This window comes from Streptomyces hypolithicus, assembly GCF_052934925.1.
In genome coordinates this window covers 3,801,550-3,827,797 of record NZ_CM128811.1, presented here as the reverse complement: position 1 = coordinate 3,827,797, position 26,248 = coordinate 3,801,550, and the positions used below count along the sequence as shown (strand labels likewise).

Genomic DNA, 26,248 nt, shown 5'->3' with positions numbered 1-26,248 from the left:
TTCGAGCTCTGCCATGTCAGGCTTCGAGCTCTACCAGGCGCTCTCCGTCCAGGGTGCGGACCTCGAAGCGGTCGATCTCGTCACGGTTCATCGCCGCGCCGCCGTGGACGTACAGCGGGTTCTTCGCGGCCTTGTTCGCGCTGTCCGGGATGCCGTATCCCCACGTGGGGACGGCCCAGGTGGTCACCGTCTCCTCCTTGCCGTCCTTGGAGACGGCGATGAGGCTGCACTTCAGCGGGCCCTTGACGTTCTTGAGCTCAAGCACCGTGTGGGTGCCCCATGCCTTGCTCTCCATGCCGACCGTGGCGCTGACGTCGGTGGTGGAGTCGGTCGCGACGACCTTCTCCTCCATGTGGTTGAAGAAGGCGTCCTCGGCCGGGCTGGTGGGGTGGGCTCCCGCGACGTTCGGTCCGCCGGTGTCGTCGCCGGAGGTCGCCACGACGGCGACCGTGGGGCCGCCGACCACCAGGACCGCGGCTGCCGCCACCAGGTAGAAACCGCGTCGCCTGCGCTGCGCGCGGCCCGCAGCCACCTGGTCGGTGAGCCGGGTCAGGAGCTGCGGACCTGGTTCCGCTTCGGTCCGTGTCCTCGGCGGGCCCGGGTACTCGGCCAGGGCCGCCATCATGGGCTCCATACCGGCGAGGCCGTCGAGCTGGGCCGCGCAGTACTCGCAGTAGGCCAGGTGGGCCTCGAAGGCGGTGGCGTCCGTGTCGTCCAGGATGCCGAGCACGTAGGCGCCGACGGCGTCATGCTCGGAGTGCCGGTCTTGCGTGGTCATGCCGTCACCCCTCGTTCCTCCAGCGCGAGCTTCATCGAGCGCAGTGCGTAGAAGACCCGGGACCTGACGGTCCCGCTGGGTATGCCAAGCACTTCGGCCGCCTCGTTGACCGTACGTCCTCTGAAATACGTCTCGACAAGTGCTTCCCGGTGGGCGGGAGTCAAATCGTCGAGCGCGTCGGAGAGCGTCATGAGCCACAACGCCTTGTCTATCTCGTCCTCCGCGGGCATGACCTCCAGCGGCGACGGGTCGACTTCCTGCGGCCGGGACTGCCGGCTGCGATGGTTGTCGATGACGATGCGCCTAGCGACCGTCACCAGCCAGGGGCGGACGGAGCCGGTCGCCCGGTTGAGCTGACCGGCGTTCTTCCAGGCACGGATCAACGTCTCCTGTACGACGTCCTCGGCGCGCTGGCGGTCTCCTGCGACGAGGCGCAGTACGTAGGCGAGCAGGGGTCCGGCATGTTCGCGGTAGAGCGCGCGCATCAACTCCTCGTCGGGAGTAGGTCTTTCGGCGCGCGGCCGCTGGCTCCTATGTCGAGCCCTGTGCTGACGGTCTTCGGCCACGGCCGCATCTTCGCGCACCCGAACCTCCTGGTCGAGACCCTGTGTGGCTCCCTCTCCCCTCTCTACGTGACCGGGAGCGGATTGACTCAACGCGATTCAGATTTCTTTCGGGCGCGGGTTTCGTTCGGGCGCGGGTTTCGTTCGGGCGCGGGTCCTGTTCAGGTGCGGGCCTGTGCTGTGCGGCGGCGGTGGCGTGCCACGCGTTCCCGGTTGCCGCAGGTCTCGCTGGAGCACCAGCGCCTGCGGCTGCCCCGGGACGTATCGAGGTACAGGCGCGGGCAGTTGTCGCCCGCACACTGGCGCAGGCGGGCGCGCGCGGTGGCGTCGGTCAGCAGGTCCACCGTGTCGCGGGCTACGGCCGCCAGCAGTGCGGTGCACTGGGGGGCGCCGCTGAGCGCCCTGGTCCACGCGCCGTCCGGGGTACGGACCGCCCTGACGGCGGGCGGGGCGGTGGCGGCCAGGGCGTTGACGCGGGCCAGGGGGCGGGGGGCGGGGCGGTCGGCGAGTTCGGCGCGCAGCAATTCGTCGATGTCCGCGCGTACTTCGGTGAAGTGGCGCAGCCAGTTGTCGTTGACGCCGTCGAGCGCGGCCGTCCGGGGTACGAGCCCTGCGCCCAGCAGCCATTCGCGGAGGCGTCCGGGGTGGGGCAGCTGCTCGGTGGGGTACGCCGCTGTCGCCACCAGGTCCAGACAGATCCGTCCGGAATCGAACCGCATGCGCGTGTCACCGCCTCGGTGGTCAGGTCAGGTCAACGGTGGTGCGTGCCGTTGCCCTCCAGAGTGCCCGGCGGCGCGGGCTGCCGGAAGCCCCGCTACCGGGCGGTGTGGTCCGGGGGTGCGTTGTGCAGGATGCGCTGGAAGAGCTGGTGGTCGCGCCACTCGTTGTTGATGTGGAGGTAGCGCGGGGCGATGCCGATCTCCTCGAAGCCGGCCTTGGCGAGGACGCGTTGGGAAGCGGCGTTGGCGAGGACCGTGCCGGCCTCCACGCGGTGCAGGCCGAGGCCGTCACGGGCGGCGCGGCACACCTCGACGACCGCGGCGGTGGCGAGGCCGCGGCCGGTGTGGGCTTCGCCGATCCAGTAGCCGAGGTTGGCGCTGCGGAAGGGGCCGAGGACAATGTTGGTGAGAGTGATCGCGCCTATGACGGCTCCGGCTTCGGTGAGGAGCCAGGGGACGGCCCTGTCTGTGGCCGCCAGCCTTTCGGCCTGGGCCTCGGGCGTGTAGAAGGCGTCGGGGCGGTACGGCTCCCAGGGGCGCATGTACGCACGGTTGCGGGCGAGCGCTTCGGCGACCGCGATGGCGTCGGCGGCGGTAGCGGGGCGCAGCACTACGCCGTCTGCGATGGGCCGGGTTTCTCTCATCCCCGTACGCTAACCGGCCCCACCGCCGGGGTCGTGGGGTCGGTGCCGCGCCGGGCCGTCTCCTCGGGTGCCGAACGTGCAGCCAAACCGGATCGCAAAGCCAGGACGGCCTGCGGGGAGCGACCCGTCACGCCCGGGTCGTTGAAGTGCCGAGCGCGGGCTGCCGGTTGGCTGTGCGGCTCCTGCGGTCGGGCGGGAGCGGTTACGTCGTTGCGTACTTCGTGTCCGCTGAGGCGTCCAGGGCCAGGCGGTAGCCGCGTTTGACCACGGTCTGGATGAGGTTCGGCGCGCCCAGGGACGTGCGCAGGCGGGCCATCGCCGTTTCGACCGCGTGCTCGTCGCGGCCGGAGCCCGGCAGCGTGCGGAGCAGGTCCGCGCGGGAGACGACCCAGCCGGGGCGGTGGGCCAGGGCTCGGAGGAGGGCCATGCCCGCGGGCGGGACCGGGCGCAGCTCGTCGTCGAGCAGGACCGCGTGGCCGCGGAGCTGCACCGAGCGGCCGGCCACCGGCAGGGTGCGGGCCCGGGCGGGAAGCTCGCGGCAGACGAGCTGGACGAGCGGGCCGAGGCGGAAGCGTTCGGGTTGCACCGTGTCGATGCCGGCCGCCTGCAGCGGCAGGGCGGTGACCGGCCCGACGCAGGCCGCTAGTACGTCGTGGCGCAGGGTCGTCAGCAGGGCGGGGAGCAGCCCGCGTTCCTCGGCCCGGGAGAGGAGGGACGCGGCTGCCGGGGCGCTGGTGAAGCTCAGCGCGTCGACGCCGCGGCCGATCGTCGCGTCGAGCAGGCGGTCGAGCGGGGCGATGTCCTCCGGCGGCATCCAGCGGTAGACCGGTACGCCGACGACTTCCGCCCCGGCGGCCCGCAGCGCCTCGACGAATCCGGGCAGCGGTTCGCCGTGCAGCTGGATCGCGACGCGCCGGCCGGCCACCCCTTCGGCGAGGAGGCGGTCCAGGACCTCGGCCATGGACTCCGAGGCGGGCGACCACTCCTCGGTGAGACCCGCCGCCCGGATCGCGCCCTTGACCTTGGGGCCGCGGGCCAGGAGTTCGACGCCGCGCAGGCGGGCGACGAGCGCTTCGCCCAGGCCCCAGCCGTCGGCGGCCTCGACCCAGCCCCGGAAGCCGATGGCCGTGGTGGCGATCACCACGTCGGGGGCCTGGTCGACGAGTTGCTTCGTGGTGGCGAGAAGTTCGCTGTCGTCGGCCAGCGGGACGATCCGCAGGGCGGGCGCGTGGAGTACCGCCGCGCCGCGCCGCGTCAGCAGCGTGCCCAGCTCGTCGGCCCGGCGGGCGGCGGTCACGCCGACGGTGAAGCCCGCCAAGGGGCCCTTCTCCGATGCCTGCTCGGCGCTCTTCACGGACATCGCGTACCCGGCTTTCTGGTGGTGCGGAGGGCCGAGCCTGTCAACAGCACATGACAGGCTCGGTTCCGGCGTATTTCCCGGCCGTTACGGCACCGGACACCTACACCTCGGCATAGGCGAGCTGCGGCTTCGCCGGCGCGGCGGCCGGTCGTCGAAGGTATACCGCCCAGGTGAGAGCGAAGCAGACCGCGTAGAAGGCGAGGAAGGCGGTGAAGGCCGCCGTGCCCGTGCCCGCCGTCTGGAAGGACTGGCGGAACGCGAGGTTGATCGCCAGGCCGCCGAGCGCGCCCACCGCGCCGATCAGCCCCATGGACGCCCCGGACAGCCGTCGCCCGTACGCCGCCGCCGCCTCCCCCGTCATGCCCTTGGCCAGCGCCTTCGCCTGGAAGATCGCGGGGATCATCTTGTACGTCGAGCCGTTGCCGAGGCCGGTGAGGACGAAGAGGGCGATGAAGCCGGTGAGGAAGACGGGGAGGGAGGTGATCAGGGAGGCGTAGATGACCGTGGCGGTCGCCGCCGCCATCGCGGCGAAGTTCCACAGCGTGATGCGGGCGCCGCCGAAGCGGTCGGCGAGGGAGCCGCCCAGGGGGCGGATCAGGGAGCCGAGGAGCGGGCCGATGAAGGTGAGCGAGGCCGCCTGGAGCGGCGTACGGCCGAACTGCGTCTGCAGGACCAGGCCGAAGGCGAAGCTGTAGCCGATGAAGGAGCCGAAGGTGCCGACGTACAGGAAGGACATGATCCAGGTGTGCGGATCGCGGACCGCCGCCTTCGCCGCCCCGGTGTCGTTGCGTACGGGCGCCAGGTTGTCCATGCGCAGCGCGGCGCAGACGGCCGCGGCGAGGATCAGCGGGATGTACGCGGCGAGCAGCACGCGGGGGTGGTTGGCGCCGGCCGTGGCGATGACGAGCAGGCCTGCGAGCTGCACGACGGGTACGCCGATGTTGCCGCCGCCCGCGTTGAGGCCGAGCGCCCAGCCCTTCTTGCGCAGCGGGAAGAAGGAGTTGATGTTCGTCATGGAGGAGGCGAAGTTGCCGCCGCCGACTCCGGTGAGCGCCGCGACCACCATGAAGGTCGTGTAGGAGGTGCCCGGCTCCATCACGGCGTACGCCGCGCCGGTGGGCAGCAGGAGCATCAGCGCGCTGATGACGGTCCAGTTGCGGCCGCCGAAGCGGGCCACGGCGAAGGTGTACGGGATCCGGGCCAGCGCGCCGACCAGGGTGGCCGCGGCGATCAGGAAGAACTTGCCGGCCGGGTCGATGCCGTACTGCGGCCCCATGAAGAGCACCATCACCGACCACAGGCTCCAGATGGAGAACCCGATGTGCTCGGAGAGTACGGAGAAGAGCAGATTGCGGCGGGCGATCCGCTCCCCCGACTGCTTCCAGAAGGTGTCGTCCTCCGGGTCCCACTGTTCGATCCACCGGCCAGCCATGACGCGCCTCCACAGGTATCGGGTCGTGGAGGCGACGCTAGGGACGGCGGATTTCAGGCCCGTGCCGCGAGGTGACCGGCGCGCAACCTTGCTCTCACCCGGCGCTCAGCGCTGGTGTGAGCGCCCCGGTTTGCGGGATGAGGTGTTGTTGAGCATCAGTGACATATCGGCCTCCGGCAACCAGCTGTCCGCAGGCACTCTGAGCCACCCGTTCCGCTCGGCGAGGGTGTCGATCACCCCGTTCAGGATGTCAAGCCCCTTATGGCGGAGCCCTTTTCTCCACACAAGTGAGATGGGCGACAGTGGTACGGGGTCGATGATCGGCCGCAGCGCCATGCCGGGCACCTCGATGAATTCGGTACTGGCCAGTACGGACCAGCCCCGCTTGCGTACCACCCGGACGAACTCCTGCGCGCCGTCGATCTCCGGAAACGGCGCCGCCACCTCGATGCCCCGCCGGGCGAAGAGCCGTACGGCGAGATCGGTCCACTCCGCGGTGGCCGGATTGCCCGCTCCCGCGTACAGCACCTCCCCGTCGAGCGCGTCGAGTGGCACCGCTTCCAGCGCCGCCAGCGGGTGGTCGTCGGCGAGCAGTACGGCCATCCGCTCGAAGCGCACCGGCCGGTGCTCCAGTTGGTCGAGCACCGCCGGATCCAGACCGGCCAGCCTGCCCGACGACACGTCCAGCCCGCCGCTCAGGAGCGCGGCCGCGGCGCCGGTGAGCCCGCTCAGGAAGCGTGCGACGAAGTCCACGTCGGGCGCCGCCGCGCGGGCCTCCTCCAGCACCTGGTAGGTGGTCCCGACCGGCGCACCGACGTCCACCAGCAGCGGGCGTTCCTCGTGCGCCCAGGCGGCGCCCATCTCGTCGTACGCCGCCAGCACGCGCCGCGCGTACGGCAGCAGCCGCCGGCCGTCCGGTGTCAGCGCCACGCTGCGGGTCGACCGCAGGAACAGCTCGGCGCCCAACTCCCGCTCCAGCCGCCGGACATCCCGGCTGAGCGCCTGCTGGGCCACGAAGAGCCGGGCGGCGGCCCGGGTGAAGTGGAGATCCTCCGCGACGGCGGCGAAGGCGCGCAGCAGGCGGGGTTCGATGTCATGGGGCACCCGGTGAACTTACGGCCTGATCCGCCCCCCTATCGCGCACCAGGCCGTTACAAGCGATGTGCGTGAATCGACGCTCAGAAGGTGTTGGACCGCGGGTGGGGGCCGCCCCGAAGCTTGATCCATGCCCGTCCACGAAACCCACGCCCCCGCTCCCGGCCCCTTCCTGGCCCTCTCCGGCGACGTACTGATAGCCGCGGAACGGCCCCGTTACGCGTACGAACCCCCGCGCCGCAGGTCCCCCTACCGCCGCCTCTTCGCCACCCCGGGCGCCCGGGCCTTCACGGCGGGCAATCTGCTCGCCCGGCTGCCCATGGGCATGTTCAGCGTGAGCGCGGTGCTGATGATCGCCGGTTCCCGCGGGTCGTACGCCCTGGCGGGCGCCGTCACCGCTACCGGCCTCGCCGCCACCGCCTTGGTGGCGCCCTGGACCGCGCGGCTCGTCGACCGCCACGGCCAGGCGCGCGTCGCGGTCCCCGCCACGGCCGTCGCCGTACTCGGCTCGCTCGCCCTGCTGCTGTGCGTGCGTTACGGCGCACCCGACTGGACGCTCTTCGCCGCTTACGCCGCGACCGCCACCACCCCCAACACCGGGGGCATGTCCCGCGCCCGCTGGGCCCACCTGCACCGGGACGACCCGGCGTCCCGGCATACCGCGAACTCCTTCGAGCAGGCCGCCGACGAGCTGTGCTTCATGCTCGGCCCGGTGGTAGCGGCGTTCCTGTGCACGGCGCTCTTTCCCGAGGCCGGCACGCTGACCGGCGCGGTCCTGCTGATGACCGGCGTACTGATCTTCGCCGCCCAGCGCGCCACGGAACCCCCGGCCGCCGGCCGTGCCACGGCCGTCCGCTCCCCGCTGCGCCTGCCCGGCGTACCGGCCCTGCTGGCCGTCTTCCTCGCCACGGGCGTGGTCTTCGGCTCCATGGAGGTCGTCACCCTCGCCTTCGCCGACGCCGAGGGGCACGGCGCCGCTGCGGGTGCGGTTCTCGGCCTGCAAGCGGCGGGATCGTGCGTGGCGGGCCTGCTGTACGGGGCGGCTCGCCCGGCGGCGAATCCGCGCCGCCGCCTCGTCCTGTGCCTGACGGCGATGACGGCCCTGATGACGCTGCCGCTGCTCGCGGCCTCGACCGGCTCGCTGGCGATGGTGGCCGGTGCGCTGCTGCTCGCGGGGGCGGCGACGGCCCCGACGATGGTCACCGGTATGACGCTGGTCCAACGGGTCGTTCCGTCCGCGCAGCTGAACGAGGGCATGACGCTGGCTGTGACGGCGATCCTGGCCGGGATCGCCGGCGGCGCGGCGACCGGGGGATGGCTGGCGGAACACGCGACCCCGGCCATCGGCTACGCGACGCCGGTCGCGGCGGCTGCCCTGGCCCTGCTCCTGGCAGCGGCCCACTACGCGGCTGCGCCGCGAGCGGGGCGCTGCCCCGCAGCCCGCCCCGCAATCGCCGGGGTGGCTTGACGTGCCCGCACCCACTGGGGGCGGAGCCACAGTTCGGGCAGGGGCGGGTACGACGAAGGCCCCGCTGTCATCAAGACAGCGGGGCCTACGCCTCACATGGGAATTGTGGAGATGGCGGGAATCGAACCCGCGTCCAACGGTGCAGAAACAGGGCTTCTCCGAGTGCAGTCCGCTGCGATTTTCTCGGCCCCGGAGATCACGCGGACAAGTCTCCGACGGGCTCAGTCACTGTTTGGTTTCCCACCCGATCCCGTGACCGGACCGAGTGGTTTAGTTCCCTTGATGATGCCAGGATCCGGGTCGGGAACACCCCCGGGCTGACACTTCGCTAAGTCGCTACTTAGGCAGCGAGGGCGAAGGAATCGCGCTTGGAATCGGCGATTATTGGTTGCGACATATGGTTAACGAGATCATTGCCGCTTCCTCGACTCGCTTCCCCTGCCTCGACATCCGCTGTCGAAACCGATCATCCCCATGTTGTTTTTTCAAAGGTGGGGCGCTGTGCACCCCGGCGCACCCCGTGAGGTGCATGACCCACTGTACGTGACCGGCGCGGGACGTTGCCAGCGCATTACTGCCGGGCCACCCACTGCTCGTGCAGATCCGGCCCCGCTCCCGTCAGATCCGACCCCGCTCCCGCCGCTTCACCGCCGAGATCGCCCGGTTCGTCTCCCGCAGGTCCTGCTTCTCGCGGAGCGTCTGCCGCTTGTCGTACTCCTTCTTGCCCTTGGCCAGCGCGATCTCGATCTTGGCCCGGCCGTCCTTGAAGTACATCGCGAGCGGCACGATCGTGTGACCGCTCTCCTGCAACTTGCTCTGCAGCTTGTCGATCTCCACCCGGTTCAGCAGCAGCTTGCGCTTGCGGCGCGCGGAGTGGTTGGTCCAGGTCCCCTGCGAGTACTCGGGTACGTGCACGTTGTGCAGCCACGCCTCGCCGCCGTCGAGCTGCACGAAGCCGTCCACCAGCGAGGCGCGCCCCTGGCGGAGGGACTTCACCTCGGTGCCGGTGAGGACCATGCCTGCTTCGTATGTGTCGATGATGAGGTAGTCGTGCCGCGCCTTCTTGTTCTGCGCGATCAGCTTGCGCCCTTTTTCCTTAGCCATAGTGCGACCATTTTCGCACTACGACCCTCCCCCGAGGCCACTCAATACCGTCCGGGCCCGTTCCTCGGCCCGCTCGCTCACCGCGAGGTCCGGGCTGATGCCCCTGCCGTCGACGCTGCGGCCCGCAGGAGTGCGGTAGTGCCCCACGGTCAGCTCCGCCACCGAACCGTCCGGCAGCCGGCTCGGCATCTGCACCGAGCCCTTCCCGAACGTCCGCGCTCCCACGGTGACCACCCGCCCACGGTCCTGGAGCGCGCCCGTGACCAGCTCGGCGGCGCTCATCGTGCCGCCGTCGACGAGCGCCACGACGGGCCGCTCGGTGTCCCCGCCCGGCTCCGCGTAGAGCGCCCGCTGCTCGCCCCGCATGTCGTACGTCGCCACCAGGCCGCCGTCGAGGAAGGCGGACGCTGCGGTGACCGCCTCGGTCACCAGGCCCCCGCCGTTGCCCCGCAGGTCGAGGAGTACGCCGTGGTCCTCGGGCACCGCGCGTACCGCCTCGCGCACCTGCTCGCCCGAGCCCTTGGTGAAGGACGCCACCTTGATGAGCGTGGCGCGGCCCCGGAGCCGCTCGACGGTGACGGGCTCGGTGCTCAGCCGGGCGCGGCGGACCGTCTCGGTCCATTCGCGCGCCCCGCGTCCCAGGCCGAGCTCGACGGAGCTGCCCGCCTCCGGCGCGCCCTCCCCGCGCAGCAGCCGTACGACCTCGGTGACGGGCCGCTTTCCCACGCGGCGGCCGTCGATCGTACGGAGCCGGTCGCCCGCTCTGATTCCGGCGCGGTCGGCAGGGCCACCGGGCTGCACCCTGGCCACCTCGATCCGGCCGCGCCCGGCGCGCTCGGCCCACAGTCCGACGCCGGTGTACTCGCCGTCGAGTGCCTGCGCGAACTTCTCGTACTCGCCCCGGTCGTAGACCGCGTCCCACCGGTCCCCGCTGCGGCTGACGACCTCCTCGGCCGCCTCCTTGCCCGACTTCCCGTCGGCCATCGCTTCGGCGGCGGCGTCCGCGACGGCCTGCCGGTCGGCCTTGCGGCCGGCTCCGGGCTCCGACTCGGGCACCACTGAACGGGCGGCCGGGACGGTGGACTTGCTCACGTCGCGCTGCCAGGAGTCGGTGACCGCGGCGGCGCCCAGGACGGTCGCGAAAACCAATGTCAGGGCGGCCCCGCGGCGGACACCGCGAGGCTGGGAGGAGTCTTCCGGGCCTGGCATGGCGCAGAGTCTAGGACAAACGAAGGGCGCCGCACGGCCGGTTGACCGTACGGCGCCAGGGGCTCATGTCACACCTTGAGGTACTTGCGCAGTGCCACGAAGCCCGCCAGCGCGGGCATCAGCAGGGCGATCGCGAGCACCAGCGGCAGCTTGGCCAGCACGGCGTCCCAGCCGATGAAGTTGACGAGGGTCAGCTTGTCGGCGAGGGCCAGGCCGTGGTCGATCAGGAAGTACCGGCCGACAAGCAGCATTCCGCAAGCGACAACTCCGCCGATCAGCCCCGCGAACGCGGCCTCCATGATGAACGGCATCTGGATGTAGAAGCTCGACGCGCCGACCAGCCGCATGATGCCCGTTTCACGCCGTCGGCTGAACGCGGACACCCGCACCGTGTTGACGATCAGCATCAGCGCGATGACGAGCATCAGGGCCATCACGCAGAGCGCGGCCACATTCATGCCGTTCATCAACTCGAAGAGGTTGTCCAGAATGCCGCGTTGGTCCTGGACGGACTGCACGCCGTCCCGGCCGGCGAACGCGGTGGCGACCACCTTGTACTTCTCCGGGTCCTTGAGCTTGACCCGGTACGACTCCTGCATCTGGTCCGGGGTGATGGTGTCGGCCATCGAGGAGTCCCCGAACTGCTCCTTGTAGTGCTTGAACGCGTCGTCGGCCGACTCGTAGGTGACCGTCTTGACGACGTCCATCTTCTCCAGATCGGCCTCGACCTGCTTCTTCTGCTCGGTGGTGACCGCCCCCTTGGCACACTTGGGGATGGTCTCCGCGTCGTTCTTGTTGCAGAAGAAGATGGAGACGTTGACCTTGTCGTACCAGAAGCCCTTCATCGTGCTCACCTGCTCGCGCATCAGCAGAGCGCCGCCGAAGAGGGCGAGGGAGAGAGCGACGGAGATGACCACCGCGAAGGTCATGGTGAGATTCCGGCGGAGACCGACGCCGATCTCCGACAGGACGAACTGGGCGCGCATGGCGTCCTTTCAGTGCTGGTAGCCGTAGACGCCGCGAGACTGGTCGCGCACGAGGCGGCCCTTCTCGAGTTCGATGACGCGCTTGCGCATCTGGTCGACGATCTGCTGGTCGTGGGTCGCCATCACCACAGTCGTGCCGGTGCGGTTGATGCGGTCCAGCAGCTTCATGATGCCGACGGAGGTCTGCGGGTCGAGGTTGCCGGTCGGCTCGTCGGCGATCAGCAGCATCGGGCGGTTGACGAACGCCCGCGCGATGGCCACGCGCTGCTGCTCACCGCCGGACAGTTCGCCGGGCATCCGGTCTTCCTTGCCGCCGAGTCCGACCAGATCGAGGACCTGGGGTACGGACTTGCGGATCTCGCCGCGCGACTTGCCGATGACTTCCTGCGCGAACGCGACGTTCTCCCCGACGGTCTTGTTGGGGAGCAGGCGGAAGTCCTGGAACACGGTGCCGAGCTGGCGCCGCATCTGGGGCACTTTCCAGTTGGACAGGCGCGCGAGGTCCTTGCCCAGGACGTGCACCATGCCGTGGCTGGCGCGCTCCTCGCGCAGCAGCAGCCGCAGGAAGGTGACTTGCCGGAGCCGGAAGAGCCCACGAGGAAGACGAATTCGCCCTTCGCGACCTCCAGGGAAACATCCCTGAGGGCGGGGCGGCTTTGCTTCGGGTAGGTCTTGGAGACGTTGTCGAATCGGATCACGGGTGCACCACGGTCGCCGGGAGTAGGTGAGCGTGACCATACGCGACGCGGGCAGGCACGCGCAGTCGGCGTCCGGTGATGGGCGTTTTATCACGGATCTGTGACCGGCTTCGAGCGTGTACGGCGGGGTGTAGGCGGCCGCCTTCCGGTGGGGCGCGCCGGAATGTGCCGAAGCTGGCACAGTGGAGGGGGGAACCGTCGCGTTCCCCTGAGCGTTGGCCGGATAGTACGTACGTACATGCGGCTCGGCCGCGCGGGAGGAGGAAAGCGCATGACCTATGACCGACTGGTGTGCGCGAACTGCGCGGCCCCCGTCAATCAGGGCCGTTGCCCGGTGTGCCGGGCGAACCGGGAGCGGCTGCAGCAGGAGGGCCCCCTGGGAGGGCTGAGCCCCGCGATGCTGGTGGCCCTGGCGGCGCTGCTGGTGGCGGCGATGGCGCTGCTGGCATACCAGACCGCGTAGCCCCTGACCGGGCGCCTGCGCACGCCTGCGGGCGGCCCTGTGCCGCTCCCGCCGCCTCCGGGGCCCCTGAGGGCCCGGACAAGGCCGAAGAACCCAGAAGACGGGCCCGCAGCGCTCGTGCGCTGCGGGCCCGTCTTCTGTGCCTACGCGATTGCCTATGCGATTCAGGCGACCGTACGGCCGGCCGCGAGACGCGGCAGCATGCGGAAGCCGATGCCACCGGCGATCATCGTCGCCGCACCGATCAGCAGGAACGAGGTCTCGGCGGCGCCCGTCTCAGCGAGCTCCTCCTTGGCCTTGCCCTGCTCCACCGGCTTGGAGCCGACGCTGTCGGTGTCGGTGTTGTCCTCGCACTCGGCGCCGTTCACGTCGAGGGTGCAGGTGCCGGCGTCACCGTCGCCGGAGCCGCCGACGGTGTTGGCCTCGTCGCCGCCGCCGGCGTCGCCGCCGCCGGCGTCGCCGCCACCGGTGTTGCCGCTGCCGCCGGTGTTGCCGCCGCCGTCCGTGGTGCCACCGGTCGCGGAGCCACCGCCGGTCGCCGTGCCACCGCCGGTCGCCGTGCCACCGCCGGTCGCCGTGCCACCGCCGGTCGCGGTGCCACCGCCGGTGCCACCACCCGTCGCCGTGCCGCCACCGGTCGCGGTGCTACCGCCGGTCGCCGTGCTACCACCGGTCGCCGTGCTACCACCGGTCGCCGTGCCGCCACCGGTCGCCGTGCCACCAGTCGCAGTGCCACCACCAGTCGTCGTGCTACCACCGGCCGCCGCACCGCCGGTCGCGGTGCCGCCACCGGTCGCCGTGCTACCACCGGTGGTCGTGCCACCAGTCGCAGTGCCACCGCCAGTCGCCGTGCCGCCGGTCGCCGTGCCACCACCGGTCGCCGTGCTACCGCCGGTCGCGGTGCTACCGCCGGTCGAGGCGCTACCACCGGTCGAGGCGCTACCACCGGTCGAGGCGCTACCGCCGGTCGAGGCGCCACCGGTCGAGGCGCTACCGCCGGTCGAAGCGCCACCGGTCGAGGCGCTACCGCCGGTCGAAGCGCCACCGGTCGAGGCGCTACCGCCGGTCGAAGCGCCACCGGTCGAGGCGCTACCGCCGGTCGAAGCGCCATTAGTCGTACCGCCCTCGACGCCACCGTCGACACCGCCGGCCGCGGTGGAACCGCCGTCGGCCGCCCCGAAACCGGCCACGTTCGCGTCGACGTCGGCGCTCGCGCCGAGCCCACCGAGGCCGACATCGATGTTGACGGCCTGGGCGGCGCCTGCGGCGGTCAGTGAAGCACCGGCGGCGATTACCGCTCCGGCAGCTATGCGCGCAACGCGGATCCGCGTCTTCTTGGTCATCTGGTTGCTACCCCCAGTAGCTGAAATCGTCAGTGGAGCAGCGCCAGGGGCGACAGACACTGGGGGTGTAATTTTTTCCCCCGGTCACACACGCCCCAGAAATACGCGTGCCGCGCGTTAGCTTTCCCACTTTTAAAAGGAGCGTCAAGGTCGTTGGGGGCGCGATGTCCGGTATGCAGTCACTTGCCCGTCGTACGGGAATGCGAATGTGACGCAAACGGCAACTGCCGCCTCAAGGGCGGCAGTTACGGAAGATACTGTGTCGACAAAGCGAGTTCTACTTCTCCTGCTGCTTGCGCCAGCGAATTCCGGCTTCCAGGAAGCCGTCGATCTCGCCGTCGAGTACCGACTGCGGGTTGCCGACCTCGAACTCCGTACGCAGGTCCTTGACCATCTGGTACGGGTGCAGGACGTACGAACGCATCTGATTTCCCCAGGAGTTGCCGCCGTCGCCCTTGAGCGAGTCCATCAGCGCCTGCTCCTCCTGGCGGCGGCGCTCAAGGAGCTTGGCCTGGAGGACGTTCATGGCGCTCGCCTTGTTCTGGATCTGGGAGCGCTCGTTCTGGCAGGAGACGACGATGCCGGTCGGAATGTGCGTCAGACGGACCGCGGAGTCCGTGGTGTTGACGCCCTGGCCGCCGGGGCCCGACGCGCGGTAGACGTCCACGCGCAGCTCGGTATCGTCGATCTCGACGTGGTCGGTCTGCTCGACGACCGGCAGCACCTCAACGCCGGCGAAGGACGTCTGACGGCGGCCCTGGTTGTCGAACGGCGAGATGCGGACCAGGCGGTGGGTGCCCTGCTCCACGGAGAGCGTGCCGTAGGCGTACGGGGCCTTGACGACGAAGGTGGTCGACTTGATGCCGGCCTCTTCCGCGTAGGACGTCTCGTAGACCTCGGTGGAGTGGCCGTGGCGCTCCGCCCAGCGCAGGTACATGCGCTGCAGGCGCTCGGCGAAGTCGGACGCGTCGACCCCGCCGGCCTCCGCGCGGATGTTGACCAGGGCCTGGCGCTCGTCGTACTCGCCGGACAGGAGGGTGCGTACCTCCATCTCGTCCAGCGCCTTGCGGACGGACGTCAGCTCGGTCTCCGCCTCCGCGAGGGTGTCGGCGTCGTCCTCGCCCTCGGCGAGCTCGAAGAGGACGGCCAGGTCGTCGATCCGGCTGCGGAGCGCCTGGGTCTTGCGGAGCTCGGCCTGGAGGTGGGAGAGCTTGCTCGTGATCTTCTGCGCGGCCTCCGGGTCGTCCCACAGGGACGGGGCCGCGGCCTGCTCCTCGAGCACGGCGATATCGGTCCTCATCTTGTCGAGGTCCAGGACGGCCTCGATCGACCCCATGGTCGAGGAGAGGGACTTGAGCTCTTCGGATACATCGACGACTGCCACGGGTCCAGCGTAACGGCTGGGCGGCCGTACGTTCCCCTCGCCCGGCGCCGCGGCCTTCCCGCCGGGCCGCGGGCCGCCGCGGGCGGGCTCAGGGCTGGGCCGGGGACGACCGCCCGGTCTCCTGGGGGGTGGTCGGGTCCTGGGCGTCGCCCGACACCGCGAGCCAGCCGCCGACCCCTATCGCGGCGGCCACCAGAACCGCCGCACCGCCGAGCAGGAGCCGGCGCCGGCGTACGGTGCCCGACTTGTGCCGGGCCGAGCCGGGGCGGCGCTGCCCGGCGGCCCGGGGGGCGCGGGCGGTGCCGCGCGCGCCGCCCGCGAGTTCGTCGGGGGCGGGGACGCGCATGCTCGTGTGGGTGTCGCGGTTGGAGTCCGGGGCCGAACCCGGCACCAGCGGCACCGCGCCGCGCCGGCGGGGCGGGTCGGTGGCCGCCCGGGGCCGGGACGGGTCGTCGTACGCCGTGTCGGTACGCGCGGTGTCCGTACGCGTCGCCTCCGCCCCGTCCGCTCCGCCGGCGCCGTCCTCTTCGTACGGTTCGTCGACGTCCAGCGGCGGCATCCCGGCGAGGAGGGGCAGCTGGTCACGGAGCCTGGCCGACAGCTCTCCGGCGCGCAGGCGCGACGCGGGGGCCTTCGCCAGGCACTGGACGAGGAGCTGCCACAGTTCCTCGGGGATGCCGGGGAGCGGGACCACGCTCTCGGTCACATGGCGGCGCAGTACGGCGCCGGGGTGGCCCCCGCCGAATGGTGTGAAGCCGGCCAGGAGTTCGTACAGCACGGTCGCCAGCGCGTAGATGTCCACGGCGGCGCGCGGCGGGAGGCCTTCGACGATCTCGGGGGCGAGGTAGTCCGGCGTACCGATGATCTTCGTCGCGCGGGTGCGGCGCGGGGTGTCGATGAGCTTGGCGACGCCGAAGTCGGTCAGCAGCGCGGGGTGCGCGCCGCCGGGGCCGAGCGGGCCCTCCATGTCGAGCAGGATGTTCTCCGGCTTGACGTCGCGGTGGACGACGCCGGCCGCGTGCGCCGCCGCCAGGCCGTCCGCGACGTCCGCGGCGATCGCGACGGCCGCCTCGGGCGCGAGACGGCGCTCACGGTCGAGGCGGGTGCGGAGGTCCGTACCGCGTACGAGGTCCATGACGAGCGCCAGGTCGTTGCCGTCGACCACCAGGTCGCGGACCGCGACGACGCGGGGGTGGTCGAGTCCGAGCAGCGCGGTGCGCTCCTGAACGAAGCGCCCCACCAGCTCCTGGTCCGACGCGAGGTCCTCGCGCAGGAGCTTGATCGCGACAGGCCCCTCGGGTCCCTCGCCGAGCCACACCGTGCCGGCACTGCCCCGCCCCAGGATCTGGTGGGCCGTGTACCGGCTGCCGATTTTCCGTGCCAAGACTGCTCCCGAGACGTCCACTGACGGTTGCCCTGAGGCTACGCGGGTGCGGGGGCGTCCTGGCGCCCGTATGGCGCCAACCTCGACTTCTGGGGGCGAAATCCACCCCCAGAAGTCGACAAATCAATGCCGTCGTCAGTTCTTGGGGGCCGAGCTGCCAAGATCCGTGAAGAACTTCGTGACGCTGTCGATCACGTCACCGAGCTCCCCGAAGAAGCTCTGGGTCGAGCCGACCCACTGCTGGAGCGGGGTCAGCTCCCAGATCATCCAGGCGGCCACGAACAGCAGGACGAGCGTGAACAGGCAGCCCTTGAGGCACCCGAGGCCGGGGATCCGCATCGGGTTGGCGCTGCGCCGGCGCGGCTCGCGCGGCGGGCGCGGAGCCGGTTGCGCGGGCTGCTGCGGCGGGGCGTAGCGCTGCTGCGGGGGCGGGGCCTGGGGCTGACGATGCTGCGGCGGGGGCGGGGGGGCGTACCGCTGCGGCTGGTGTTGCTGCTGGTGCTGCGGGGGCTGCTGGTACTGCGGGGGCTGCTGGTACTGCGGGGGCTGCTGCTGGGGCCGCTGCTGGTGCTGCGGCTGGCGCTGGGGGCGGCGGCGCAGCGGGTCCTGGCTCGGGTCGAGGTACTGGGCCTGGGTCTGCTCGTTGCGGTCGCGGGCCGCGCGCAGCTGGTTCTGCCAGGGGTGCGGTTCCTCGGGGCCGGGCCCTCCCGGTGTCCCGGGCGGTCCCTGCGGTAGGGGCTGCATGACGGCGGTGGGGTCGGCGGCGGGCCCGTTGCCCTGCCCGCCGTGACCGCCTCGCGGTGCGCCCGTCGACGGCATGACGCTGGTCGCCCCCGCCGGGTCGTACGACCCCGCGTTGCTCGGCAGGACCTGGGTCGGGTCGGCGGCGCCCGGGGTGGCGGGGACCGTCGCGGGCGAAGGGTCGGGCGCCAGCAGCGCGCCGACCCCCATGGCGGCCTCGACCTGCGCGGACGACGCGTGTACGCCGACGCCGGACGCGACGGTGCGCAGCGCACGGGCGAGGTTCTCGGCGCTGGGCCGCTCGTCCGGTTCCTTGCGCAGGCAGCGCTCGATGACCGTCCACAGCGGCTCGGGGACGGTGGTGGGGCGGCGGGGCTCCTCGCTGAGGTGGCGGTGAAGCACCTCAAGCGCCGAACCGCCCGCGAACGGGGGCCGGCCGGTGACCAGCTCGTACATCAGGATGCCCGCGCCGTAGATGTCGACGGCGGACGTCTGCGGGCGGCCCTCGGCCGATTCCGGGGCGACGTACGCCGGCGTACCCACGAATTCATGGGTGCGGGTCAGGCCGGGTGAGTCGGCGAGGCGCGCGATGCCGAAGTCGGTGAGCATCGGGTGCATCTGGCCGTCGCGCTCGTCGAGCAGGACGTTCGCCGGCTTGAGGTCGCGGTGGACGACGCCGTCTGCGTGGCTGGCGGCGAGCGCGTCGGCGATCTGGGCGGTGAGCAGCGAGGCGGCGACGGGCGAGAGGGGCCCGTTGTCGCGGAGGTAACGGTGCAGGTCGGGGCCGTCGATCAGGTCCATGACCAGGGCGAGCAGGTCGCCCTCGACGACGAGGTCGCGGGTCCGCACGATGTTGGGGTGCGTCAGACGCAGAAGTACGGAGCGTTCGCGCAGGAAGCGCATCACCACGTCCGCGTCGTTCGCGAGCTCCTCCTTGAGGACCTTGATCGCGACGGTCTCGCCCGGCTGGCCGGCCACGGCCGCCTCGGCGCCCGCGGTCTCGCGCTGGCGGGCCCGCCAGACGGTGCCCGTGGCGCCGCGTCCGAGCGGCTCCTCGAGCAAATATTTGCTGCCTACCGGCCGCACGTCATGCGCTCCCTGCTGCTCGGTCTTGCGTCGTTCGACGTTGCTCTGCGTCGCTCTGCGTTGCTCTGTGCCGTCCCGGGCGCCCTGCCCCGAGGTTGCGACCCACTGTAATGCCGACCGCCTGTCGCTGAACGGGCAGCGAGCGGGCCCCGTTCTGTGGGAAGACGCATAACGTCGTACGGAGGGTTGCCGAACGTGCGTACCGCTTGCGTCATCGGCGTTCTCAACCTGGCACTTTTGCGTCCACAGCCGACCATTCAAGATCACTTGAAGGTGGGTGCCGGGCGTGTTGTCAGTGGCGGGTGCGAGGATGCCTACAGCACGGACTCCGGGGTCGGGAGCCCCGAGTCCCGTGCCGACCTGTACCGGACGACGCGTCGGTGCCGGCTGGGGGGAATCACAGGGCGGATCCCCTGCCGGACACCTCGCGCAGAAGGGACCGCTGACGCGATGCAGATCCGGCTGACCGTCCTCGCGCCGCGCAGCGGCCAGAGTGCGCGTGGTGCGCGCGACACGCATGGTGCGCATGGTGCGCGCGGTGATTCGGCGGGGCCGCCCGCACCGCCCGGCGCCGGGGCCGCCCCCGGTCGCGTCTGCGACGTGCTCGTCACCGCTCCTGCGGGGACCGCGCTGGCCGCGGTCGTCTCCGGCCTGGCCGCAGCCGTTTCCGGCCCCGGCTCGGGTCAGGAGACCACCGGCGCCGTGGTGGTCCATGCCGGGCGGGAGCGGCTCGACCCGCAGCGCTGCGCGCTCGGCGAGCCGCCGCTGGTGGACGGAGCGGTGCTCTCCCTTTACGCCCCCGCTCCCGGCAGCGAGGCCGAGGCGGGCACGGGGTCCGGGGAGTCACCGGCCCAGCTGCACGTCGTGGCAGGGCCCGACGCCGGAGGCGTGCACCTGCTGCACGGCGGCCAGGTCCGTATCGGCCGCTCCTCGGACGCGGACGTCCCGCTGGACGACCCCGACGTGTCACGGCTGCACTGCGCGGTGACGCTGGCGGAGGACGGCGGGGTGACCGTGGTCGACCTCGGTTCGACCAACGGCACGGCGCTCGACGGCGAGGACCTCACGGAGCGCCCGGTCCGCCTCGCACCCGGCGCGCTGCTCCGCCTGGGCGAATCGGCCCTGCGCCTGACCGCCGGCGAGCGCCCTCCCACCCTGCCGACAGCCCCGGACGGGGAGGGCCACCTGCGGGTGACCCGCCGGACGGCACCGGACGCTCAGGCACCGGCCTCCACAGCCCCGTACCTCTCCCCCCGAGCCGCCGCGCCCCCCGCCGGCCGCCGCGTCTCGGGCCGCGCAACCCCTGCCGCTCACGCTCCGACGCCCCCGGCCCGGCCGGGCCCGTACGACCCGCCCCGCACCGCGGCCGGCAGCGCCACCGCCGCCTACGGCTCCGGCCCGGCCGACGACGCCAGCCACCACCCGCACGGCGCTGAGGCAGCAAGCCCCGGCAGCGCCCACCCCGGCGCCGGGCCTGCCGACTCCGGGCACGGGGATCCGGTCGGCTCGGGGCAGCCCGGGCCGCGCGCGGCCCGTGGCGTCACCGAGGAGGGCCGCGCCGACCTGGGCCGCACCGAGGATGGCCCGGCCGACCTGGGACACGCCGAGGACGGCCGCGCCGAGGGGCATGGCGTCCCGCCCCGGCGGCGGGGCGGGATAGGGGCCTGGGCCCGGCGGCTCGCCGGGGGGCGGGGGGAGGCCGTCGAGGAGTACGCCCCCGCCGAGGCAACCCCGGTCGGGCGGCCGCCCGCCGACGCCACCCGCTACGCCCCGCGCCCTTCCGGTGCGCCCGTGCCCGACGCCTGGCCCGATCCCGCGGCCCTGCTGCTTACCGCGCTCGGCCCCGGCCCCCGGCTGTGGGAGCGCGCCCCGGACCACCCCGAAGCGCTCGTGCTGCGGCTGGGCACCGCCGACCGGACCGCACCGGGCGGCGGACGCCCGCTGCCCGCCGTACCGGTCACCGTGGGCCTGCGCGAGGTCGGCTCGCTGGGTCTCGCCGGGCCTCGCGCCCGGCTGGCCGGGCTCGCCAGGTCGGCCGTCGCCCAGCTCACCGCGCTGCACTCCCCCACCGACCTTGAAATCGTCCTGATCAGCACAGACCGGTCGAGGGCGCTAGAAGAGCGCACCGCCGAATGGGCCTGGCTAGGCTGGCTGCCGCACCTGCGGCCCGCCCACGGCCAGGACTGCCGGCTGCTCCTCGCCTACGACCGGGACCAGGGGGCAGCCCGTATCGCCGAGCTGATGCGGCGCATGGACGAAGAGCTCCACGGCGACAACGGCGATACCTACGGCGACACCCGCCGCGGCCCCACCCCCGGGACGCACGACGGGCCGCACACGGTCGTCGTCGTCGACGGCGATCCGGGTTCGGCCGCGCTCCGCGACGCCACCGCCCGGCTCGCCCGGAGGGGGGCCGCGGCCGGCATCCACCTGCTGTGCCTGGCCGAGACCGCCGCGGCGTCGCCGCTCTCCCCGGTCACGGCGACGTACGAGGCAGCCTGCGCGGTGTCGCCCGCGTTCCGCGAGTGTGGGGCGGCCGCCCTGCTCAGCGGCGATGTCGCCACCGCGCTGCGTCTGCTGCGCACCGCGGGCGGCGAGCCCGCGGGGCACGGCACGCTCGCCACCGTTGACGCGGTGTCCGGCGCCTGGGCGGAGCGCTTCGCGCGGGCGCTCGCCCCGTTGCGCACCGACGCGCACTCCACCGGCTCGCACTCCACCTCGGGAGCAGCCGGCCGGCCCGGCACCGGCCGCACCGCCCGCGCGGGCCGGGCCACCGCCCTGCCGCCGTCCACCCGCCTGCTGGACGAGCTGGGCCTGGCCAGGGCCACCCCCGCCTCCCTGCTGGCCCGTTGGGCCGCCGCCGACGACGCCGGCCAGGCGCCCGGCGCCACCCGGGCATGGGCGGTGCTGGGCGCAGGCCCGCACGGTCCGCTCTGCGTCGACCTGGCCGCCGAGGGCCCCCATCTGCTCATCGAGGGACCGCCGGGCAGCGGCCGCACCGAGCTGCTGCGTTCCGTCGCGGCGTCACTGGCCGCCGCCGCCCGCCCCGACCGTCTGGGGCTCGTCCTCGTGGACGGCGCCGGTGGTGAACGCAGCGAGGGTCTGCGCGCCTGCACCGAACTGCCGCACGTCTCCACGCACCTGGTCGCCTCCGATCCCCTGCGCATGCGGGAGTTCGCCCAGGCGCTCGGCGCCGAGCTGAAGCGGCGCCACGAGCTGCTCGGCAGCCTCGGCTTCGCACAGTGGCACACGCACCGCGAAGTCTCGGGCCGGCTGATCAACCAACGTCCGCCCACCGCCGCCGAGCAGCGCGGTGACCTGGACCCGCACCCCAGCGGCACCCTGCGCCTGCGCACCACCGACCGCACCAACGACTCCCGCCACCGGCAGGCCCGCCCCGACACCGAGCCATCGCCGCTGCCCCGCCTCGTCGTGCTCGTCGACGACCTCGACGCCCTGGTCGCCCCCTCCCTCGGCAGTACGGGCCGCCCCGCGGCCGGTTCGGTCGTACGGGCCCTGGAAGCGGTCGCCAGGGAGGGCGAGCGGCTCGGCGTACACCTGGTGGCGACATCGGGCCGGCCGGACCGTACGGCGGACACCGAGCTGGCCCGCGGGGCCCGGCTGCGCGTCGCACTGGACGCCCCACCCTCGGCGCCGGACCCCGAGGAGCCCGCCCCCGGGCGGGGCAGGCTGCGGCACGCGGACGGCGTCGATACGCCGTTCCAGGGCGGCCGGGTCACCGGCCGCATCCCGCGCACGGCGACGCTGCGCCCCACCGTCGTGCCGCTGGAGTGGGAGCGGATGGGGGACCCGCCGGCCCGCCGCCCGGTCCGTGAACTGGGCAACGGTCCAACGGACTTGGCGCTCCTGGCCAGCGCCCTGGACCGTGCGGCGCGCACCGTCGACGCGACGCAGTCACTGCCGCCCCTCGGTATCCCCCGGAATGTCTGACCGTACGTCACGAGCCGATCACGATCACCTAGTTGACACGCAAGGCGCTATTGCGGGCCACGACCGCCCCGGCGTAGGACTGACCCACGGGACAGCTGGACCGGCATCGGCGCCACCCCTCTCCGAGGGCTGCGCCGAGCGCACGGCGCACAGGAGAGACGGGGCAGTAATGCGCACAACTCCTCGCACCAACAGAGGATTCAAGGGCCGGCGGCCCCGAAGGGCCGCCCTGGCGATGATCGCCGCGAGCACGCTGGCCCTCACCGCCTGCGGCGGTGACAAGGACAAGGACACCGACGAGGGGACGGGCGGGAGCTCCAAGGAACCCGCGGCCGCCTCGGTGAAGCTCCCCAAGCTCAGCGGCGAGGAGGTTCAGGTCGCCGCGGTCTGGACGGGCCCCGAGCAGGAGAACTTCACCAAGGTCCTCGACGAGTTCGAGAAGCGCACGGGCGCGAAGGTCACCTTCGTCCCGGCGCAGGACCCGATCGTCAACTTCCTCGGTACGAAGATCGCGGGCGGCTCGCCGCCGGACGTGGCGATGCTGCCGCAGGTCGGCGCGCTCACGCAGGCCGTCCAGCGCAAGTGGGCCAAGCCGGTCGACTCGGCGACGCAGGCCCAGCTGGACAAGAACTACTCGCAGGGCTGGAAGGACATCGGCGCTGTCGACGGCACCCAGTACGGCGTGTACTTCAAGGCGGCCAACAAGTCCCTGGTCTGGTACAACACCCAGGCCTTCGCGGACGCGGGCGCCGAGGAGCCGAAGACCTGGAAGGACTTCCTCACCACCGCCGAAACCATCTCCGCATCCGGTGTCACGCCGGTGTCGGTGGGCGGCGCGGACGGCTGGACCCTCACCGACTGGTTCGAGAACATCTACCTCTCGCAGGCGGGTCCGGAGAAGTACGACCAGCTCGCCGCACACGAGATCAAGTGGACGGACCCGTCCGTGAAGGACGCGCTGACCACGCTCGCCGAGCTGTTCGGCAAGAAGGAGCTCATCGCGGGCGGCCAGGACGGTGCGCTGCAGACCGAGTTCCCGGCATCCGTCACCCAGACCTTCGCCGCGGAGCCCAAGGCCGCGATGGTCTTCGAGGGCGACTTCGTCTCGATCAACATCGCGCAGACCAAGGCGAAGATCGGCACCGACGCCAAGGTCTTCCCGTTCCCGGCGGTGGGCGACGAGTCCCCCGTGGTGACGGGCGGTGACGCGGCGGTGGCGCTCAAGGACAGCAAGGGCGCCAAGGCCCTGATGACCTTCCTGGCGTCCACCGACGCCGCGAAGATCTGGGCGTCGGCGGGCGGGTTCGTATCGCCCAACAAGTCGCTGGACGTGGCGGCGTACCCCAACGATGTGCAGCGTGACATCGCCAAGGCGCTGATCGCGGCGGGCGACGACTTCCGCTTCGACATGTCGGACCAGGCCCCGCAGTCGTTCGGCGGCACCCCCGGCAAGGGCGAGTGGAAGGCGCTTCAGGACTTCCTGAAGAACCCGAAGGACATCGCGGGGACCCAGCAGCAGCTGGAGTCCGACGCGGCCAAGGCGTTCAAGAGCTGACGCGGTGACGTCAGCGAACGCGGGGGGCGCCGCGCAGACGCCGTCGCCCCCCGCCGGCGGGTCGCCCCCCGCCGGCACCCGCACGCGCAAGAGCGTGACCGGGACGCGCAGAGCGCTGGCGGCGGGCTTCCTGCTGCCCGCGCTGCTGCTGCTCGGCGCGCTCGTGGTGTACCCGATCGGGTACTCCGTCTACCGGAGCTTCTTCGACAAGGCGGGCGACAGCTTCGCCGGCCTCGACAACTTCGTCACGCTCTTCACCGACGACACCATTCTGACCGCGGTCAAGAACAACGCGATCTGGGTGATCGTCGCCCCGGCGGTGTCCACCGCGCTCGGCCTGATCTTCGCGGTACTCACCGAACGCATCCGCTGGGGCACCGCGTTCAAGCTGCTGGTCTTCATGCCGATGGCGATCTCTATGCTCGCCGCCGGCATCATCTTCCGGCTGGTGTACGAGCAGAACCCGGAGCGCGGGGTCGCCAACGCCGTCGCGGTGAGCGTCCACGACACCTTCTCCGATTCGGCCGGTTTCCCCAAGGCGCGCCCGCTTCCGGTGCATCCGCTCAAGGCGGACGGCGGCGGGGCCTTCGTCACCAAGGAGCCGGTCCGGGCGGGCGAACCGGTCCTGCTGCCGCTGATCGGCGTACCACCGGCGAAGATGCCGGGCGACGCGCGGATCGCCGCGCCCGCCAAGACCGAGCCGGACAGGGTGACCGGCACCGCGTGGCTGGACTTCACGAAGGGCGGCGGCGGCAAGCCCAACACCGTCGACCCCAAGGAGTTCGGCCTCAAGGGCATCACGGTCGAGGCGGTCAAGGACGGCAAGGTGGTCGACTCCGCCAAGGCCGGCGCCGACGGCACGTTCACGTTGTCCGCGAAGGCGGACGGCGCCGAACTGCGCCTGCCCGCGTCCAACTTCCGGGAGCCCTACAACGGCGTCGACTGGCTCGGCCCGAGCCTGGTGACCCCCGCCATCATCGGGAGTTACGTCTGGATGTGGGCGGGCTTCGCCATGGTCCTGATCGCGGCCGGGCTCGCCGGCCTGCCGCGCGAACTCCTGGAGGCGGCGCGGGTCGACGGCGCCAACGAGTGGCAGGTCTTCCGCCGCATCACGGTGCCGCTGCTGGCCCCCGTACTCTCGGTGGTCATGGTCACGCTGATGATCAACGTCCTGAAGATCTTCGACCTGGTGTTCATCATCGCGCCGGGCTCGTCCCAGGACGACGCGAACGTCCTGGCACTCCAGCTCTACCGATCGTCGTTCGGTACGGACGCGGACCTCGGCGTGGGGAGCGCCATCGCCGTGCTCCTGCTGCTGCTCGTCGTCCCGGTGATGCTCTTCAACATTCGCCGGATGCGACGGGAGGCCCGCCGATGACCACCACGAGCACCACGGGCGGAGACGGGGTCAAGGCGAAGCAGTCGCTTCCCGCACGGATCGCGGCATTCGCGGGCGGCGGTGCGATGCGGGTCTTCCTGATCCTGGTCGCGCTGTTCTGGCTGATGCCGACGGTGGGGCTGCTGTTCTCGTCGCTGCGCAGTGCCACCGACATCGCCGAGAGCGGCTGGTGGGAGATCTTCTCGGCGCCCTCCCAGCTCACCTTCGACAACTACGCGAGCCTTCTCGACAACGGCACGATCGTCGACTCCCTGCTCAGCACCATCATGATCACGGTCCCGGCGACCGTGCTGGTCGTGGTGATCGGCTCGCTGGCCGGGTACGCCTTCGCCTGGATGGACTTCCCGGGCCGCGACTGGTGGTTCCTGGTCGTCGTCGGCCTGCTGGTGGTCCCGGTGCAGGTCGCCCTGGTCCCGGTGTCCGAACTCTTCGGCAAGATCGGCATCTTCGAGACGACGGCGGGCGTGGTGCTCTTCCACGTCGCCTTCGGCCTGCCCTTCGCGATCTTCCTGCTCCGCAACTTCTTCGCGGAGATCCCCAAGGAGCTCCTGGAGGCGGCGCGGCTCGACGGGGCCGGCGAGATCCGGCTGTTCACAAGGGTCGCGATGCCACTGGGCGGACCGGCCATCGCCTCGCTCGGCATCTTCCAGTTCCTCTGGGTCTGGAACGACATGCTGGTTGCGCTGATCTTCGCCGACTCGGCGAACCCGCCGATCACGGTGGCGTTGCAGCGTCAGGTCCGGCAGTTCGGCAACAACATCGACATCCTGGCTCCCGGCGCCTTCATCTCGATGATCATCCCGCTGATCGTGTTCTTCGCGTTCCAGCGGCAGTTCGTGTCCGGCGTCATGGCGGGCGCCGTCAAGTAGACCGGCCGGCCCCGTGG

At 71.8% G+C, this 26,248-nt stretch carries 20 protein-coding genes, 1 other RNA gene and 1 pseudogene; 6 read left to right on the top strand and 16 right to left on the bottom strand.

The window, feature by feature from the left end:
• Positions 1-16: 16 nt before the first annotated feature.
• From ACU6WZ_RS18030 to ACU6WZ_RS18000, 7 genes are all read right to left on the bottom strand, one after another.
• Positions 17-778, bottom strand: coding sequence for an anti-sigma factor family protein (locus tag ACU6WZ_RS18030; protein WP_447029068.1), 762 nt, complete (start codon positions 776-778; stop codon positions 17-19).
• Positions 775-1,362, bottom strand: a complete 588-nt coding sequence (locus ACU6WZ_RS18025; protein ID WP_447029067.1) for a sigma-70 family RNA polymerase sigma factor — start codon at positions 1,360-1,362, stop codon at positions 775-777. The genes ACU6WZ_RS18030 and ACU6WZ_RS18025 overlap by 4 nt, the downstream gene beginning before the upstream one ends.
• Before the next feature lie 140 nt (positions 1,363-1,502).
• Entirely contained in the window at positions 1,503-2,060 is a 558-nt protein-coding gene (locus ACU6WZ_RS18020; protein ID WP_447029066.1) for a CGNR zinc finger domain-containing protein, read from the bottom strand.
• Between the two features lie 95 nt (positions 2,061-2,155).
• Positions 2,156-2,704, bottom strand: coding sequence for a GNAT family N-acetyltransferase (locus ACU6WZ_RS18015; protein WP_447029065.1), 549 nt, complete (start codon positions 2,702-2,704; stop codon positions 2,156-2,158).
• Positions 2,705-2,906: 202 nt separating this feature from the next.
• Positions 2,907-4,064 (bottom strand): uroporphyrinogen-III synthase, encoded by a 1,158-nt coding sequence (locus ACU6WZ_RS18010; RefSeq protein WP_447029064.1) that lies wholly within the window; start codon positions 4,062-4,064, stop codon positions 2,907-2,909.
• Between the two features lie 100 nt (positions 4,065-4,164).
• Complete coding sequence (locus ACU6WZ_RS18005; protein ID WP_447029063.1) at positions 4,165-5,496, bottom strand: nitrate/nitrite transporter; 1,332 nt, start codon at positions 5,494-5,496, stop codon at positions 4,165-4,167.
• Positions 5,497-5,601: 105 nt separating this feature from the next.
• Positions 5,602-6,600 carry a LysR family transcriptional regulator gene (locus ACU6WZ_RS18000; RefSeq protein ID WP_447029062.1) on the bottom strand — a complete coding sequence of 333 codons (999 nt, stop codon included), beginning with the start codon at positions 6,598-6,600 and terminating at the stop codon, positions 5,602-5,604.
• A gap of 121 nt (positions 6,601-6,721) precedes the next feature.
• Here ACU6WZ_RS18000 and ACU6WZ_RS17995 point away from each other — a divergent pair, with 121 nt between their 5' ends.
• On the top strand, positions 6,722-8,059 hold the full coding sequence (locus ACU6WZ_RS17995; protein ID WP_447029061.1) for an MFS transporter: 1,338 nt from the start codon (positions 6,722-6,724) through the stop codon (positions 8,057-8,059).
• Positions 8,060-8,162: 103 nt separating this feature from the next.
• On the opposite strand, the gene ssrA is transcribed toward ACU6WZ_RS17995, so the two are convergent.
• From ssrA to ftsE, 5 genes and pseudogenes are all read right to left on the bottom strand, one after another.
• Positions 8,163-8,533: a transfer-messenger RNA gene (ssrA, locus tag ACU6WZ_RS17990) on the bottom strand.
• A gap of 144 nt (positions 8,534-8,677) precedes the next feature.
• The gene (smpB, locus tag ACU6WZ_RS17985) at positions 8,678-9,163 is read right to left on the bottom strand and encodes an SsrA-binding protein SmpB (RefSeq protein WP_447029060.1); all 486 of its coding nucleotides are present in this window, start codon (positions 9,161-9,163) and stop codon (positions 8,678-8,680) included.
• Positions 9,164-9,181: 18 nt separating this feature from the next.
• Positions 9,182-10,372 (bottom strand): S41 family peptidase, encoded by a 1,191-nt coding sequence (locus tag ACU6WZ_RS17980; RefSeq protein ID WP_447029059.1) that lies wholly within the window; start codon positions 10,370-10,372, stop codon positions 9,182-9,184.
• A gap of 68 nt (positions 10,373-10,440) precedes the next feature.
• The gene (gene ftsX, locus ACU6WZ_RS17975; protein WP_447029058.1) at positions 10,441-11,358 is read right to left on the bottom strand and encodes a permease-like cell division protein FtsX; all 918 of its coding nucleotides are present in this window, start codon (positions 11,356-11,358) and stop codon (positions 10,441-10,443) included.
• 9 nt (positions 11,359-11,367) lie between these two features.
• Positions 11,368-12,056 (bottom strand): annotated as a pseudogene (gene ftsE / locus ACU6WZ_RS17970) (cell division ATP-binding protein FtsE).
• Between the two features lie 271 nt (positions 12,057-12,327).
• Here ftsE and ACU6WZ_RS17965 point away from each other — a divergent pair.
• Positions 12,328-12,519, top strand: a complete 192-nt coding sequence (locus ACU6WZ_RS17965) for a hypothetical protein (protein ID WP_447029057.1) — start codon at positions 12,328-12,330, stop codon at positions 12,517-12,519.
• 164 nt (positions 12,520-12,683) lie between these two features.
• Here the strand turns inward: ACU6WZ_RS17965 and ACU6WZ_RS17960 are convergent, their stop codons facing one another.
• The 4 genes from ACU6WZ_RS17960 to ACU6WZ_RS17945 form a co-directional block, all read right to left on the bottom strand.
• The gene (locus tag ACU6WZ_RS17960) at positions 12,684-13,862 is read right to left on the bottom strand and encodes a hypothetical protein (protein WP_447029056.1); all 1,179 of its coding nucleotides are present in this window, start codon (positions 13,860-13,862) and stop codon (positions 12,684-12,686) included.
• Positions 13,863-14,139: 277 nt separating this feature from the next.
• On the bottom strand, positions 14,140-15,246 hold the full coding sequence (gene prfB / locus ACU6WZ_RS17955) for a peptide chain release factor 2 (RefSeq protein ID WP_447029055.1): 1,107 nt from the start codon (positions 15,244-15,246) through the stop codon (positions 14,140-14,142).
• An 88-nt stretch (positions 15,247-15,334) separates the two neighbouring features.
• Positions 15,335-16,630, bottom strand: a complete 1,296-nt coding sequence (locus ACU6WZ_RS17950; protein WP_447029054.1) for a serine/threonine-protein kinase — start codon at positions 16,628-16,630, stop codon at positions 15,335-15,337.
• 135 nt (positions 16,631-16,765) lie between these two features.
• Entirely contained in the window at positions 16,766-18,457 is a 1,692-nt protein-coding gene (locus tag ACU6WZ_RS17945) for a serine/threonine-protein kinase (protein ID WP_447029053.1), read from the bottom strand.
• Between the two features lie 450 nt (positions 18,458-18,907).
• Here ACU6WZ_RS17945 and ACU6WZ_RS17940 point away from each other — a divergent pair, with 450 nt between their 5' ends.
• The 4 genes from ACU6WZ_RS17940 (at position 18,908) to ACU6WZ_RS17925 (ending at position 26,231) form a co-directional block, all read left to right on the top strand.
• Positions 18,908-22,408: an FtsK/SpoIIIE domain-containing protein gene (locus tag ACU6WZ_RS17940; protein WP_447029052.1), complete on the top strand. Its 3,501-nt coding sequence runs from the start codon at positions 18,908-18,910 to the stop codon at positions 22,406-22,408.
• Between the two features lie 235 nt (positions 22,409-22,643).
• The gene (locus tag ACU6WZ_RS17935; RefSeq protein ID WP_447034108.1) at positions 22,644-23,963 is read left to right on the top strand and encodes an ABC transporter substrate-binding protein; all 1,320 of its coding nucleotides are present in this window, start codon (positions 22,644-22,646) and stop codon (positions 23,961-23,963) included.
• Between the two features lie 4 nt (positions 23,964-23,967).
• On the top strand, positions 23,968-25,341 hold the full coding sequence (locus ACU6WZ_RS17930; protein ID WP_447029051.1) for a carbohydrate ABC transporter permease: 1,374 nt from the start codon (positions 23,968-23,970) through the stop codon (positions 25,339-25,341).
• Positions 25,338-26,231: a carbohydrate ABC transporter permease gene (locus ACU6WZ_RS17925; protein WP_447029050.1), complete on the top strand. Its 894-nt coding sequence runs from the start codon at positions 25,338-25,340 to the stop codon at positions 26,229-26,231. Before ACU6WZ_RS17930 ends, ACU6WZ_RS17925 begins: the two co-directional genes overlap by 4 nt.
• Positions 26,232-26,248: the final 17 nt, after the last annotated feature.

Excerpts from the sequence above, each read along its gene's own strand:
- smpB (WP_447029060.1), bottom strand. The coding sequence starts at position 9,163 with ATGGCTAAGGAAAAAGGGCGCAAGCTGATCGCGCAGAACAAGAAGGCG.
- ACU6WZ_RS17935 (WP_447034108.1), top strand. The coding sequence starts at position 22,644 with ATGATCGCCGCGAGCACGCTGGCCCTCACCGCCTGCGGCGGTGACAAG.
- ACU6WZ_RS17925 (WP_447029050.1), top strand. The coding sequence starts at position 25,338 with ATGACCACCACGAGCACCACGGGCGGAGACGGGGTCAAGGCGAAGCAG.
- ftsX (WP_447029058.1), bottom strand. The coding sequence starts at position 11,358 with ATGCGCGCCCAGTTCGTCCTGTCGGAGATCGGCGTCGGTCTCCGCCGG.
- ACU6WZ_RS17995 (WP_447029061.1), top strand. The coding sequence starts at position 6,722 with ATGCCCGTCCACGAAACCCACGCCCCCGCTCCCGGCCCCTTCCTGGCC.
- ACU6WZ_RS18010 (WP_447029064.1), bottom strand. The coding sequence starts at position 4,064 with ATGTCCGTGAAGAGCGCCGAGCAGGCATCGGAGAAGGGCCCCTTGGCG.
- ACU6WZ_RS18005 (WP_447029063.1), bottom strand. The coding sequence starts at position 5,496 with ATGGCTGGCCGGTGGATCGAACAGTGGGACCCGGAGGACGACACCTTC.
- ACU6WZ_RS17960 (WP_447029056.1), bottom strand. The coding sequence starts at position 13,862 with ATGACCAAGAAGACGCGGATCCGCGTTGCGCGCATAGCTGCCGGAGCG.
- ACU6WZ_RS17980 (WP_447029059.1), bottom strand. The coding sequence starts at position 10,372 with ATGCCAGGCCCGGAAGACTCCTCCCAGCCTCGCGGTGTCCGCCGCGGG.
- ACU6WZ_RS17940 (WP_447029052.1), top strand. The coding sequence starts at position 18,908 with ATGCAGATCCGGCTGACCGTCCTCGCGCCGCGCAGCGGCCAGAGTGCG.
- ACU6WZ_RS17965 (WP_447029057.1), top strand. The coding sequence starts at position 12,328 with ATGACCTATGACCGACTGGTGTGCGCGAACTGCGCGGCCCCCGTCAAT.
- ACU6WZ_RS18020 (WP_447029066.1), bottom strand. The coding sequence starts at position 2,060 with ATGCGGTTCGATTCCGGACGGATCTGTCTGGACCTGGTGGCGACAGCG.
- ACU6WZ_RS18030 (WP_447029068.1), bottom strand. The coding sequence starts at position 778 with ATGACCACGCAAGACCGGCACTCCGAGCATGACGCCGTCGGCGCCTAC.
- ACU6WZ_RS18015 (WP_447029065.1), bottom strand. The coding sequence starts at position 2,704 with ATGAGAGAAACCCGGCCCATCGCAGACGGCGTAGTGCTGCGCCCCGCT.